13 protein-coding genes are annotated in these 14,663 nt (G+C 43.6%); 10 read left to right on the forward strand and 3 right to left on the reverse strand.

The window, feature by feature from the left end; genetic code table 11:
- Positions 1-196: 196 nt before the first annotated feature.
- From gcvT to gcvP, 3 genes are all read left to right on the forward strand, one after another.
- Positions 197-1,291: a glycine cleavage system aminomethyltransferase GcvT gene (gene gcvT, locus JK188_RS05495; RefSeq protein ID WP_132495776.1), complete on the forward strand. Its 1,095-nt coding sequence runs from the start codon at positions 197-199 to the stop codon at positions 1,289-1,291.
- Positions 1,292-1,383: 92 nt separating this feature from the next.
- Entirely contained in the window at positions 1,384-1,776 is a 393-nt protein-coding gene (gcvH, locus tag JK188_RS05500; protein WP_036951141.1) for a glycine cleavage system protein GcvH, read from the forward strand.
- A 191-nt stretch (positions 1,777-1,967) separates the two neighbouring features.
- Positions 1,968-4,844, forward strand: coding sequence for an aminomethyl-transferring glycine dehydrogenase (gcvP, locus tag JK188_RS05505; RefSeq protein ID WP_211886255.1), 2,877 nt, complete (start codon positions 1,968-1,970; stop codon positions 4,842-4,844).
- Positions 4,845-4,913: 69 nt separating this feature from the next.
- Here gcvP and JK188_RS05510 read toward each other — a convergent pair whose 3' ends face one another.
- A complete protein-coding gene (locus JK188_RS05510; RefSeq protein ID WP_211886253.1) occupies positions 4,914-5,534 on the reverse strand; it encodes an HD domain-containing protein in 621 nt (206 codons plus the stop codon).
- An 11-nt stretch (positions 5,535-5,545) separates the two neighbouring features.
- Positions 5,546-6,532 carry a tRNA-modifying protein YgfZ gene (gene ygfZ / locus JK188_RS05515; RefSeq protein ID WP_211886251.1) on the reverse strand — a complete coding sequence of 329 codons (987 nt, stop codon included), beginning with the start codon at positions 6,530-6,532 and terminating at the stop codon, positions 5,546-5,548.
- A 291-nt stretch (positions 6,533-6,823) separates the two neighbouring features.
- Between ygfZ and sdhE the strand changes: the two genes are divergently transcribed.
- Together sdhE and JK188_RS05525 are read left to right on the forward strand one after the other, a co-directional pair.
- Complete coding sequence (gene sdhE / locus JK188_RS05520) at positions 6,824-7,090, forward strand: FAD assembly factor SdhE (protein WP_036951240.1); 267 nt, start codon at positions 6,824-6,826, stop codon at positions 7,088-7,090.
- Positions 7,071-7,481 (forward strand): protein YgfX, encoded by a 411-nt coding sequence (locus tag JK188_RS05525; protein WP_132495768.1) that lies wholly within the window; start codon positions 7,071-7,073, stop codon positions 7,479-7,481. The genes sdhE and JK188_RS05525 overlap by 20 nt, the downstream gene beginning before the upstream one ends.
- A gap of 25 nt (positions 7,482-7,506) precedes the next feature.
- Here the strand turns inward: JK188_RS05525 and fldB are convergent, their stop codons facing one another.
- Complete coding sequence (fldB, locus tag JK188_RS05530; RefSeq protein ID WP_211886249.1) at positions 7,507-8,025, reverse strand: flavodoxin FldB; 519 nt, start codon at positions 8,023-8,025, stop codon at positions 7,507-7,509.
- A gap of 117 nt (positions 8,026-8,142) precedes the next feature.
- On the opposite strand from fldB, the gene xerD reads away from it, so the two are divergent.
- The 5 genes from xerD (at position 8,143) to lysS (ending at position 14,260) form a co-directional block, all read left to right on the forward strand.
- Positions 8,143-9,045, forward strand: coding sequence for a site-specific tyrosine recombinase XerD (gene xerD / locus JK188_RS05535; protein WP_036951132.1), 903 nt, complete (start codon positions 8,143-8,145; stop codon positions 9,043-9,045).
- A 17-nt stretch (positions 9,046-9,062) separates the two neighbouring features.
- A complete protein-coding gene (gene dsbC, locus JK188_RS05540) occupies positions 9,063-9,764 on the forward strand; it encodes a bifunctional protein-disulfide isomerase/oxidoreductase DsbC (RefSeq protein ID WP_036951131.1) in 702 nt (233 codons plus the stop codon).
- 8 nt (positions 9,765-9,772) lie between these two features.
- Positions 9,773-11,506, forward strand: coding sequence for a single-stranded-DNA-specific exonuclease RecJ (recJ, locus tag JK188_RS05545; protein ID WP_211886247.1), 1,734 nt, complete (start codon positions 9,773-9,775; stop codon positions 11,504-11,506).
- 127 nt (positions 11,507-11,633) lie between these two features.
- Positions 11,634-12,735, forward strand: a protein-coding gene (prfB, locus tag JK188_RS05550; RefSeq protein ID WP_132495760.1) for a peptide chain release factor 2 whose coding sequence is annotated in 2 segments (ribosomal slippage) — positions 11,634-11,711 and positions 11,713-12,735 — 1,101 coding nt in all. Because the reading frame shifts where the segments join, the coding sequence is not laid out codon by codon here.
- Between the two features lie 7 nt (positions 12,736-12,742).
- A complete protein-coding gene (lysS, locus tag JK188_RS05555; protein WP_036951129.1) occupies positions 12,743-14,260 on the forward strand; it encodes a lysine--tRNA ligase in 1,518 nt (505 codons plus the stop codon).
- The last annotated feature ends 403 nt before the right edge of the window (positions 14,261-14,663 follow it).

Raw genomic sequence — 14,663 nt, forward strand, 5'->3', positions numbered from 1 at the left:
GGTAATGTGAGGGCGCAATCAGTAATACAGAGAGTACATCACCCTATTTTTATTTATAGCATCCAATTTCGAATGTTAGCAGTTTTGAATCAAATCCGATGATTTGCGTTTTGATGAAACGGGATTCACAGAAAAAAATTTATGCCGTTCATTACGCAATCACCCCATCAGACACAGTAATGTAAAGAGGGTATTCATGGTAAAGCAAACGACTCTATATGATGAGCATATAGCCTGCGGCGCAAAAATGGTGGATTTTCATGGCTGGATGATGCCACTGCACTATGGTTCGCAAATCAACGAACATAATATTGTTCGAACCGATGCAGGAATGTTTGATGTTTCTCACATGACGATTGTTGACCTACATGGCGAAGGTTGCCGTGATTTTCTTCGTTATCTTCTCGCCAATGATATCGCTAAGCTCACCATCAAAGGTCGTGCACTGTATACCGGTATGCTGAACGCATCGGGTGGTGTGATTGATGACCTGATTGTTTATTACCTTGAAGATGATTTCTACCGCCTTGTGGTTAACTCTGCGACGCGAGACAAAGACATTGCATGGATTGAGCAGCATGCAAAAGATTATGCAGTAGCGATTACTGTACGTGATGATTTGGCGTTAGTTGCCGTTCAAGGTCCGAAATCTCAAGAAAAAGTTCACACTTTGCTGACCGAAGAACAACGTGCTGCCATCAAAGATATGAAGCCTTTTTATGGTGTTCAAACTGGCGATCTGTTTATTGCGACCACGGGCTACACCGGTGAAAAAGGGTATGAAATTGCGATGCCGAAACAGCATATCGTGGATTTCTGGCATAAATTACTGAAGGCAGGCGTTCATCCAGCAGGTTTAGGCGCTCGTGATACTCTGCGTCTTGAAGCGGGTATGAATCTCTATGGGCAAGATATGGATGAGTCTATTTCTCCATTAGCGGCCAATATGGGGTGGACAATTGCTTGGGAGCCGCAAGACAGAAACTTTATTGGCCGTGAAGCGTTGGAAAAACAGCGAGCGAAAGGTACCGATAAGCTGGTGGGTATTGTGATGCGCGAAAAAGGCATTTTACGTGCTGAACAGGTTGTGCGCTTTACGGATGAATCAGGTAAATTGCATGAGGGAGTGATCACTAGTGGTTCATTCTCTCCAACGTTAGGTTTCAGTATCGCGCTAGCGCGTGTACCGAGTGACATTAAAAATCACGCCATCGTTGAAATTCGTCAGCGGGAAATGCCGGTTGAAGTGGTAAAACCAGGATTTGTCCGTGAAGGTAAGGCATTAGTGTAATTAGATATTTTCTAATACAAATTGATTTTAAAACGTTTTCTCAAAAACTTTTTCTCAAGAACATATGGTCAGAATCAAAAGAGAGGCTAGAAATGAGCAATGCACCTAAAGAATTAAGATATACCCGCGAACACGAATGGCTGCGTGATGAAGGAAATGGTGAGTTCACTGTGGGTATTACTGAACATGCGCAAGAAACTTTAGGCGACATGGTGTTTGTTGATTTACCCGATGTGGGTGATGTAGTGAGCGCAGGGGACGACTGTGCTGTCGTTGAATCTGTGAAAGCAGCATCCGATATTTATGCACCGATTAGTGGTGAAATTATTGCAGTTAACAGTGCACTCAGCGACTCTCCAGAGCTGGTGAACGAATCGCCATATCAAGAAGGCTGGATTTTCCGTATTAAGATGAGCGATGACTCTCAGCTAGCGGATCTTATCGATGCTCAAGGTTACCTGAGCATGATCGCTGCGGAAGAGTAATCCACAGCATCATGTTTCGCACTGTAGCGTAATCGCTTGCTACAGTGCGAAATATCAAGAACATAATGAATGTTTTTTAACCAAGGTTAGTTTGAGCTAGTCTACTTATCTCGCAGTTTATCAATAGGTTTTATCATCGCTAGAGTCTTATAACCTACGCTACGCATAGCAAAAAGGATGGGAACACAGATATGTCGATGTCACTGAGTCAACTAGAAAACCGTTCAGAATTTATCTCGCGCCATATAGGGTCATCAGAACAACAAATAAAAACCATGTTAGGTACTGTTGGCGCGACTTCCCTCGATAATTTAATGGACAAAATTGTCCCGAAAGCCATTTTACTGCCTGAGCCACCAAGAGTCGGCGGTGGTGCAACCGAGCAAGAAGCGCTCGCAGAATTAAAAGGGATTGCTTCCCTAAATAAACGTTATAAAAGTTATATCGGCATGGGCTATGCCCCAGTGATCCTTCCTCCTGTTATCTTACGTAATTTGCTCGAAAACCCAGGCTGGTATACGGCTTATACCCCTTATCAGCCTGAAGTTTCCCAAGGTCGTCTTGAGTCACTGCTGAATTTCCAGCAATTAACGATTGATTTAACGGGCTTAGATTTAGCATCAGCTTCTTTGCTGGATGAAGCGACAGCGGCAGCAGAAGCCATGGCGATGGCAAAACGCATCAGTAAATTGAAAAATGCAGAACGCTTTTTCGTTGCGGATGACGTCCATCCTCAAACCCTTGATGTTGTGCGGACTCGTGCAGGCACATTTGGCTTTGAAGTGATTGTCGACAGCGCAGAGAAAGTGCTAGAACACGAAGGTGTATTTGGTGCATTACTGCAACAAGTGGGCACCACGGGGAATATACATGATTACAGCGAGCTATTTGCCAAACTAAAGGCGAAGAATATTGTCAGCTGTGTGGCTGCCGATATGATGGCATTAGTGTTATTGACAGCACCTGCAAAACAAGGGGCTGACATTGTTTTCGGCTCAGCGCAGCGTTTTGGTGTACCAATGGGTTATGGTGGCCCTCATGCTGCATTCTTTGCGTGTAAAGATGAATTCAAACGTGCGATGCCGGGACGCATTATCGGGGTCTCTCGTGATGCTGCAGGTCATACTGCGCTACGTATGGCGATGCAAACTCGTGAACAGCATATCCGCCGTGAAAAAGCAAACTCCAACATTTGTACTTCCCAAGTTTTACTGGCCAATATTGCCGCGATGTATGCGGTGTATCATGGGCCTGAAGGCTTGAAAATGATTGCTCAGCGCATTCATCGCTTTAGCTCGATTTTTGCGAAAGCGCTTACAGAGTCTGGCATCACTCTGCGCCATAAAACGTGGTTTGATACTCTGGCTATCGAAGTAGCAGACAAAGCGGCGGTCTTAGCGCGCGCTGAAAAAGCAAAAATAAACTTACGGACAGATATTCACGGTGCAGTGGGTGTTACGTTCAGTGAAATCACCACTCGCCAAGATCTCAACGAACTGTTCTTTGTGATCACGGGTACCGATCAAAAACTGGATTTCGAAAAATTAGATAAGCAAGTTTCAGAAAGTGAAAGTGCAATTCCAGCCGCAATGTTGCGTGATGACGTGATTTTATCGCATCCAAATTTCCATCGTTATCATAGCGAAACGGAAATGATGCGCTACATGCACAGCTTAGAGCGTAAGGATTTAGCGTTGAACCAAGCGATGATCCCATTAGGTTCTTGCACCATGAAACTTAACGCTGCTGCGGAAATGCTGCCAATTACGTGGCCTGAATTTGGTGAGTTACACCCGTTCTGTCCACCGGAGCAGGCGCAAGGTTATCATCAAATGATTGAGCAGCTTTCCCACTGGCTAGTGCAATTGACGGGATATGATGCTGTCTGTATGCAGCCTAACTCAGGGGCTCAAGGGGAATATGCGGGTCTGTTAGCAATCCGTCGTTACCATGAAAGCCGCAATGAAGGCGCACGTAATATTTGTTTGATCCCAGCCTCTGCTCACGGAACTAACCCAGCCTCTGCTCATATGGCGGGTATGGAAGTGGTGGTGGTACGCTGTGATGATGAAGGTAACATTGACCTTGCTGACCTGCGAGAAAAAGCGCAGGAGCACAGTGCAGCGCTCTCATGCGTGATGGTGACTTACCCGTCAACTCACGGTGTGTATGAAGAGAGCATTCGCGAAGTGTGTGAAATTATCCACCAATATGGCGGGCAAGTTTACTTAGATGGTGCGAATATGAACGCTCAAGTGGGGCTGACAACACCGGGCTTTATCGGCGCGGATGTGTCTCACTTGAACTTACATAAAACCTTCTGTATTCCTCATGGCGGTGGTGGCCCTGGTATGGGACCTATCGGTGTGAAGAAACATTTAGCGCCGTTTGTTCCTGGGCACTCTGTCGTCACTCAAGAAATGCTGACCGAACAAGGTGCGGTTTCTGCTGCACCATTTGGTAGCGCTTCTATTCTGCCAATTAGCTGGATGTATATCCGCATGATGGGCTCCCATGGGCTGAGAAAAGCCAGCCAAGTGGCAATCTTGAACGCTAACTATATTGCGAAGCGTTTAGCGAGTCGCTATGAGATCCTCTATACCGGACAAGAAGGTTATGTGGCTCATGAATGTATCGTGGATCTACGTCCAATCAAGAAAGATACAGGCATCAGTGAGCTGGATATTGCTAAGCGCTTGATTGACTATGGTTTCCATGCGCCAACCATGTCATTCCCAGTTGCAGGTACGTTGATGATCGAACCTACTGAGTCAGAAAGTATTGTGGAAATCGATCGCTTTATCGATGCAATGCTGGCTATCCGCGATGAGATTGATCAAGTGGTTCAAGGTAAATGGACGCTGGAAGATAACCCGTTAGTCAATGCGCCACACGTTCAAACTGAGTTGGCGGAAGAGTGGGCTCATGGTTATAGCCGTGAATTGGCGGTATTCCCATCTCACGCAACACGAGTGAACAAGTACTGGCCAGCGGTAAAACGCCTTGATGATGTTTATGGCGACCGTCATTTACATTGTTCTTGTGTGCCTATCGATGAATATATGTAATTAATTTTTTAGCTTTTTAATATGAAAACGCCAGATATTTATCTGGCGTTTTTTGTTTTATTTTTTTAATTACAGCAGCCAGCCTTTTTGGTGGGCTTGCTCTAATTGCTGTTTAAGCTGCAACCAAAATTCAGGGAGGATCTCCTGAATATAGTCACATTTACTAACGACCTGCTCATGACGAATATGGTTTTCAACCCAGCTTTGACCCTGATTATGCAAGTTCAATAACATCGGCATGGCTCTATCAATGGCATTGGCATATTTCGATTCCAATGTCTCGACGGCATCATACTCATTCCATAATGCTAAGAATTCAGCATTTTGCGGGCTTGGCAGTAAATTAAATAGGCGGTTAGCCGCTTTGACTTCTTCATCATGAATGGCTTCACGAGCGGCATTATCAAACACCAAAACGTCACCTGCATCGATTTCAACGATATCATGAACGAGCGCAAGTTTAATGGCGCGTTCAAGATTAACGCCCGGCACATAAGGGGCAAAAGCCATTGCAGCAACAGCAAACTGCCAGCTATGTTCGGCGGTGTTTTCGTGTCTTTCACGGTTTAATAATTTATTCTTGCGATAAACGCTTTTCAGTTTATCGAGCTCCATCAAAAATTGGACGACTTCAGTAAAAGCCCCAAAATTCAAAACGTCGAGTGGCTTATTACTTATTGCAGATGACATAAAAACCCCAATTATTTATCTTCTTCTAATGAATAAGGCAGTGGTGCAATGGTCAGGCGACTTTGCTCGTCACCCATAACGCGAAACACGCTATCAGCTTCCATATCGTTGTTCATGATGATTTGGATGCTAAGTTCTCCATTCCCTAAACGCACGGCGGCTAGTACTGTTCCGGTACGGCGCCAGTTTTCACCGAGTTGCCACTCAACACCATCACCAATAGTTGGAAGTGAGGAGCCAGTGCCCGTTAGCCAGTACATCGCGCGTTTATTGGCACCACGGAACTTGGCGCGTGCAACCATTTCTTGGCCGGTATAGCAGCCTTTTTTAAAGCTAATTCCGTGAGGGATGGCCTGTAAATTTGCAGCTTGTGGCAGATGTTGTGCGCTGTTTTCTTGGTCGATAACGGCAAAGCCTGCGGCAATTTCTAATGCTAACCATTGTTGGTCAGAAACCTGTGTTGCATTTAAAGTCTCTGCGAGATTTTGCGCAGTCGCTTCGTCTGTAATAATTAAAAATCGTTCTGCGGGAAGGTCAAAATGTAGAAGGGTACTGTTGCCTTCTGTGATGACTTGATTTTGGCTATCAGGTAGTGTTGCGAACACGGATGAAAGTGCTTCTCGTGCGCCTTGACCTGCCACACCCAGTAATTTCAGTTCTGGCTTCTTTTCAAAAGTGACTTTAGAGAAAACAGCGTATTTTTTTAACTCTGCGAGTTGGGCATCAGCAACACTACGTCTTTCAATATAAGAATAACCCGCTAAGTGATGGAATAAACGTAGGTCACTCCACATTTTTCCTTTTGGATCGCAATGGGCGGTTAGTGTATGTGCGTGCTCAAGTGTGCTGATATCGGCGGTGACTTGTCCTTGCAGATATTTTTCTGCATCAGCGCCGTGTAGGTGGATAAGTTCCCAGTTTTCCAGTGAAATCAAAACAAGGGGTAAAGACTGAGAATCAAGGGGAAACTGTTGTGCGTTGTCTACATGGGAAGTCATGATTTCACCTGTTGTTCTTTATTTGATAATGGTGCTTAATGGTAAAATAGCTAGGTCACATTGCAAGCCTCAAACCGAACTAAAGTGCCATTAACCTATTATTCAGCATAAGAGGGTAAATAGTTTGTAGAAAAACGGTATTTTACAACCTAAAATGTGAACTATGTAGAGTGTGACATGTTTTATTGACAGATTATCTGATAGAGTATTTAAAATAATCAATCTTATCAGTCAACTGCAACAAAAGGTCGTAGTGAAATGGATAATGGAATGCCTATCGGGCAAAGTCAAATCGATATCAATAACAAGGCGCGAATTCATTGGGCGTGCAGAAGAGGCATGCGTGAGCTTGATATTTCTATCATGCCATTTTTTGAATATGAATATGACGAGCTAACAGACCACGATAAGCGTGTTTTTGTGCGGCTGCTCGAGTGTCCAGACCCTGATTTGTTCAATTGGCTGATGAATCACGGGCGTCCGGAGGACGAAGAACTGTTCTCTATGATTAAACTCATTCAAGAAAGAAATAAAAATCGTGGTCCTGTGGAAATCTAATCTTTCCATTTCATGGAAAACTCAGCTTTTTTCCACCTGTCTTCATGGGGTAACGGGCATTATTTTGCTTGTTGCACCGTGGGCTCCAGGTAATTCAATGATTTGGCTACCATTATTAGTAGTGTTGGTAGCTAGTTGGGCAAAAAGCCAAAAAAATATCAGTAAAGTCAAAGGTGTGGCTGTATTGGTGAATGGCAATAAGCTTCAATGGAAAAAGAATGAGTGGGAAATTATCAAAGCGCCATGGTGTAGCCGCTTTGGCATTTTATTAACGCTTAATGCATTGCAAGGTAAGCCTCAGAAGCTTCGCTTATGGATTGCAAAGGATTCTGTTTCCGAAGAAAATTGGCGTAATCTCAATCAATTACTACTGCAATACCCTGATATTTGATATTGCAGTTAGTTGTCTTTGGCGCTTAAAGAGCAGCTTCAATTTCTTGTAGGATCTGCTCACACCATTGCGCGACTCGCTCATCGGTTTGTTCAAACTGGTTCACATCATCTAATGCAAGACCTACAAACATCTCACCATCTTCCGTGAGCGGTTTCGGGCTTTCAAATTCATAACCTTCAGTCGGCCAAAAGCCAATAAACTGTGCGCCAGTCGGTTTAAGCTGGTGATAGAGCATACCGAGTGCATCTAAAAACCATTCACTATAGTCAACTTGGTCACCCATGCCATACATTGCGACCATTTTATCCGCAAGGTTAAGTTTGGGAAGCGCTTCCCAAATTTCTAGCCAATCTTCCTGAATTTCACCAAAATCCCACGTAGGGATCCCCAAAATAAGAACGTCGTACTGTTCCATTAATTCTGGTGGTGTATCGTTGATGTTATGGAGGGTAATGAAATCATCACCAAGAATGTCACGTATTTTTTCTGCGACCATTTCGGTGTAGCAGGTACTTGAACCGTAAAAAAGACCTATTTTCATATATATTATTACTATATCCAGCGCTGGTTTTTATCACGAGGGACGTATTGTAACAGATGGTGCTACAATCAGGCATAATAGATTGCACTGTAATAATAAAGAGGCATAGGATCTGGCGTGGAAAGTAAACAACTAAATCCGTTAATTGAACAGTTTCTTGATACAATTTGGTTGGAGCAAGATCTTGCTGAAAACACCTTGGCATCTTATCGTAATGACCTCCAATCATTAGATAGATGGCTGGATGCGCAGCAATTGCATTTGGAAAGTGTTCAGTCGATTGATTTACAATCTTTTCTCGCAGAACGCATTGATGGCGGATACAAAGCCGCAAGTTCTGCGCGTTTATTAAGTTCGATTCGCCGGTTATTTCAATATTTTTACCGCGAAAAGATAAGAGCGGATGATCCTTCCGCGGTAATCGCAGCACCCAAAATTCCGCAGCGATTACCCAAAGATCTCAGTGAAAAACAAGTTGAAGATTTGCTGAATGCACCTGCGACTGAAGACTCGCTCGAGTTACGGGACAAAGCCATGTTGGAAGTATTGTATGCTTGTGGCTTGCGAGTTTCTGAGCTGACGGGGCTGACATTTTCGGATATCAGCTTGCGTCAAGGCGTCGTTCGGGTCGTTGGCAAAGGAGATAAAGAGCGTTTGATCCCTCTGGGAGAAGAGGCGATTTACTGGCTGGAAAAATATATAGCGCAGGGGCGCCCAGATTTACTGAATGGGAAAACTAGCGATGTTTTATTTCCAAGCAAACGTGGTACAAAGATGACCCGCCAGACATTTTGGCACCGAATAAAATATTATGCCGTACTTGCTAATATTGATGGGGATGCGTTATCTCCTCACGTATTAAGGCATGCATTTGCAACCCATTTATTGAATCACGGCGCGGACTTACGCGTTGTACAAATGTTGTTAGGTCATAGCGACCTATCCACAACCCAAATTTACACACATGTCGCTACTGAGCGGCTACGTGCTTTACATGAGCAGCATCATCCGAGAGGGTGATGGGTGAAAGGATAAATATGAAACGCAAACTACTTGTTTTAGCCGCCTGTATCGCGTCATTAACGGCATCGGTTTATGGCGCAACGGAAGAAAAACTGATTATCGAAAAACTGGCACATTATAATATGCAAGTGGAATCCATTAAGCCTTCCCCAATTGTGGGATTAAATACGGTGGAAACGGATAATGGCGTAATTTATGTGACGGACGATGGTAAATACCTGTTACAAGGCCCAATTTATGATCTCAGCGGAAAAGTTCCGGTGAACATCAGTAACCAGCCTTTGTTGAAGAAGATGGAAGCGTTGAAAAACGAGATGATCATCTTCAAAGCACCCAATGAAAAATATGCGATAACGGTCTTTACTGATATTAGCTGTGGTTACTGTAAGAAATTACACGAAACAGTGGGTGAGTTAAACAGCAAAGGGGTGACAGTGCGCTATTTAGCGTTCCCACGTCAAGGGATGAAGAGCGACACAGCAAAACAGATGGCATCAATCTGGTGTAATGCATTACCAAAAGATGCGTTGACTAAAGCGTTCAAAGGTGACGAAGTTGCCATGATTGATGACTGTAAAATCGATTTAGGCAATCATTTGAAATTAGGTCAATTATTTAAAGTTACAGGAACTCCTGCCATTATTTTACCAAGCGGACAAGTACTCCCTGGCTTTTTAAAACCTGACGAATTACTCCAAATACTTGAGCAGAAATAATCATCATTGTGAATGTCGAAACTTTTTTACGTCAACGAGAATTAACAGGTGATGCCGCGGCATTACCTGATGTCCCTGAACTTTTGCAGCGCATTTATGCCTCTAGAGGGATAACCTCTCTCGCTCAATTGGAACGTAAAGCGTCTAATTTGCTTGATTACCGTTCGCTATCAGGGGTTGAAAATGCACTAACGCTGCTCTATTTGGCGCTGGTGGAGCACCAAAAAATCACTATCGTTGGGGATTTTGATGCTGATGGTGCAACGAGCACAGCATTAGCTATCCGTGCGCTTAAAGCGATGGGGTATAGGAATTTAAACTATATCGTCCCGAACCGTTTTGAAAACGGCTATGGCTTAACGCCATTGGTGGTGGATGAAGCCTATAAGCAGGGAACGGACCTGATTATTACGGTAGATAACGGTATCTCTTCTCATGATGGTGTGGTGACTGCTCACGAGTATGGGATGAAGGTGGTTATTACTGACCACCATTTACCGGGAGAAACGCTACCGACGGCGGATGCTATCATCAACCCGAATCTTAATGATTGCCAATTTGCATCGAAATCACTGGCTGGTGTTGGGGTAACGTTTTATTTAATGTCAGCGTTAAGAGCCCATTTACGCCAACAGCAGTGGTTTGAAAAGCAAGGGATCAGCGAGCCTAATTTAGCGGAATACCTTGATTTAGTCGCGCTGGGTACCGTAGCAGATGTGGTGCCATTGGATACGAACAACCGCATTCTGGTGCATCAAGGGTTGAATCGAGTGAGAGCTGGGCGCTGTTGTGCTGGGATCAAAGCGTTGATTGAGGTATCCAAACGAGATGCCTCTCGTCTGGTCGCGAATGATTTTGGCTTTGCACTAGGGCCTAGACTTAATGCGGCGGGCCGACTGGATGATATGTCCGTCAGCATTGAATTACTGCTGACGGATGATATGGCACATGCACGTCAGCTAGCCAATGAGTTAGATGGCTTAAACCAGACTCGTCGTGAAATTGAAGCGGGTATGCAGCAAGAAGCATTGGTGCTATTTAACAAAATCGAATACAGCGAGAATCAGTTGCCGAACGGTTTAGCACTATATCATCCCGAATGGCATCAAGGGGTGGTTGGGATTTTAGCTTCACGAATTAAAGAGCAATTCCATCGCCCCGTTATCGCATTCGCGCCTGCCGGAGATGGGTTATTAAAAGGCTCTGGTCGTTCAGTGCAGGGCGTTCATATGCGTGATGCATTAGAGCGATTAAATACGCTGCAACCGGGGTTAATGCAAAAGTTTGGTGGACACGCCATGGCTGCGGGTCTGTCGCTTGAAGAGAGCAAATTTGACGCATTCAAATACCATTTCGAAATGCTGATGGGAGAACTTATTCAACCTGAGCAATTATCGGGCGTTATTTGGAGTGACGGAGAATTATTGCGTAATCAACTGTCATTAGAGACGGCGGAATTACTTCGCGAAAGCGGTCCGTGGGGGCAGTCTTTTCCTGAACCTGTATTTGATGGACATTTCCAGTTATTGCAACAAAAGTTGGTGGGCGAGAAACATTTAAAATTGATGTTAGAACCCGTGAATGGAGGACCGATGTTGGATGGCATTATGTTCAATATTGATGTCCGTAGATGGCCAGATAATAGCGTCAAAAAAGCGAAAATTGCGTTTAAGTTAGATGTGAACGAGTTTCGCGGTAATAAAAATGTGCAATTGATGATTGAACATATTTGGCCCGATTAAAATCACAATGAAGATTCGTTCAGAAATAGAGGATTGATTCCCTATAAACCTGACAGGAATTCCGTTATACTAAACGGTTCGTGAATGAAAATATTTATCTTTATTGATCAACTATAAGATAGTGAAAATGACGTTTGAAATAAACCCAGTAAAAAGCAAAATTCAGGACCTGTCTGAACGGACAACGGTTCTGAGGGGGTATCTTTGACTATGATGCCAAGAAAGAACGCTTAGAAGAAGTGAATGCAGAACTTGAGCAGCCAGATGTCTGGAATGAACCAGAACGCGCTCAAGCACTTGGCAAAGAACGCTCTTCCCTTGAGGCGATTGTTGAGACAATTGACCAACTGACCCAAGGTATTGAAGATGTAGAAGGTTTATTGGAATTGGCGGTAGAAGCTGATGATGAAGAAACGTTCAACGAAGCGGGCGCTGAGTTAGAAGTACTGCAAGGCAAGTTAGAGCAGCTTGAATTCCGCCGTATGTTCTCCGGTGAATATGACAGCGCTGACTGCTATATCGACTTACAAGCAGGTTCTGGCGGTACAGAAGCGCAAGATTGGGCAAGTATGCTCATGCGTATGTATCTGCGTTGGGCTGAGTCAAAAGGCTTCAAAACAGAAATTATCGAAGAGTCAGATGGTGATGTGGCGGGTTTAAAATCTGCAACAATTAAAATCATCGGTGATTATGCCTATGGCTGGTTAAGAACAGAAACGGGTGTTCACCGTTTAGTGCGCAAAAGCCCATTTGACTCCGGCGGTCGTCGTCATACTTCATTTAGTTCAGCGTTTATCTATCCTGAAGTTGATGATGATATTGATATCGAAATTAACCCTGCTGATTTACGTATCGACGTATACCGTGCCTCGGGTGCCGGTGGTCAGCACGTTAACAAAACTGAGTCTGCGGTGCGTATCACCCATATACCGACCAACATTGTGACCCAGTGCCAGAACGACCGTTCACAGCATAAAAACAAAGATCAAGCCATGCGCCAGTTAAAAGCGAAATTATACGAACTGGAAATGCAGAAGAAGAACGCAGATAAGCAAGCGATGGAAGAGAATAAATCGGACATTGGCTGGGGAAGCCAAATTCGTTCTTACGTCCTTGATGATGCACGTATTAAAGACTTACGTACTGGTGTGGAAACGCGTAACACGCAAGCCGTGCTGGATGGTGATTTGGATAAATTCATTGAAGCTAGTTTAAAAGCTGGCCTGTGAGGAAAAAATGTCTCAAGAGCAACAGGGTGCAGAACAAGCTCCCGATTTAAATAACGAACTCAAAGCCCGTAAAGAAAAATTGGTTGCGTTGCGCGAACAGGGTATTCCATTCCCAAATGATTTTCGTCGTGAAAATGTTTCCGATAAGCTTCATGCTGAATTTGGTGAAAAATCAGCAGAAGAGCTGGAAGACCTGAACATTGAAGTGACTATTGCGGGTCGTATGATGACTCGTCGTATCATGGGTAAAGCGTCATTTGCAACATTGCAAGATGTTGGTGGCCGTATTCAGATCTACGTTTCACGTGATGATCTGCCAGAAGGCATCTACAACGAGCAGTTTAAAAAATGGGACTTAGGTGACATTTTAGGTGCTAAAGGTCGTTTATTTAAAACTAAAACTGGCGAATTGACCGTTCACTGTCATGAAGTTCGTTTGCTGACCAAAGCTCTGCGTCCATTACCAGACAAATTCCACGGTTTATCAGATCAAGAAACTCGTTATCGTCAACGTTACCTTGACCTGATTGCTAACGATGAATCTCGTAACACTTTCATCATCCGTTCTAAGATCTTAGCGGAAGTTCGTAACTTCATGGTCGAACATGGATTTATGGAAGTAGAAACTCCGATGATGCAAGTCATTCCGGGTGGTGCTTCTGCGCGTCCATTTGTGACTCACCATAATGCGTTAGATATCGATATGTATCTGCGTATTGCGCCAGAACTGTATCTGAAGCGTTTAGTTGTAGGTGGTTTTGAACGCGTATTTGAAATCAACCGTAACTTCCGTAACGAAGGTTTGTCTCCACGTCATAACCCAGAATTCACAATGATGGAACTGTATATGGCGTATGCAGATTACCGTGACCTGATTGTGCTGACTGAAGATTTATTCCGTATTTTAACGCAGAAAGTATTAGGCAATACCGTTGTTAAATATGGTGAACAAGAGTTCGATTTTGGTAAGCCATTTACCAAAATGACCATGAAAGAAGCTATCTGCAAATACCGCCCAGAAACTAACGTTGCTGATCTGGATGATATGGATAAAGCGGTTGCGATTGCTCAGTCTATCGGTATCAAGATTGAGAAGAGCTGGGGCTTAGGTCGTGTTCAGTGCGAAATCTTTGAAGAAGTTGCTGAAAGCCACTTAATTCAGCCGACCTTTATTACAGAATATCCGGCTGAAGTTTCTCCTTTAGCGCGCCGTAATGATGACAACCCATTCATTACAGACCGCTTCGAATTCTTCATTGGTGGTCGTGAAATCGGTAACGGTTTCTCTGAGTTAAATGACGCAGAAGACCAAGCAGAACGTTTTGCTGAGCAAGTTCGTCAGAAAGACGAAGGTGACGACGAAGCGATGTTCTACGACGAAGATTACGTAACTGCATTAGAGCACGGTTTACCACCAACAGCAGGTTTAGGTATTGGTATTGACCGCATGGTCATGCTATTTACCAATAGTCATACTATTCGTGATGTAATCCTATTCCCTGCATTACGTCCTAGCAAAGCTTAATCTTTGCTTTTCATGCCCAGTTAATGACTGGGCATGAATATTATCAATTAATCATGATATTTTTATTTAATTCCCTCATTCAAACCTACAATTAATTTGTTGTGCCTTTCCAGTATAAAAATAAAAATCTGCGTTACATCACGTTATGCGTTAATTTAAGCTCAATATCTTTTTAAGATAACTGCTATTCATTGACTACTTTAATAAGTGTAGAATTTTATTTTACTCAATACCTATCTTTATCATCGGAGTAGCCTTTATCAATTTCATTGAGATATCTCAAAATGTGAGTATTTTCAATTTTTGACTGAGTAAATGTACCTGCTTGTAATATCATGATTTTAATTAATTAGACTAAGTTTATAAAAAACTGAGAGATAGGATGAGCGAGCAACACTTATTT

The sequence above is a fragment of the Providencia sp. JGM181 genome (assembly GCF_018257375.1).
GTDB lineage: Bacteria > Pseudomonadota > Gammaproteobacteria > Enterobacterales > Enterobacteriaceae > Providencia > Providencia lanzhouensis.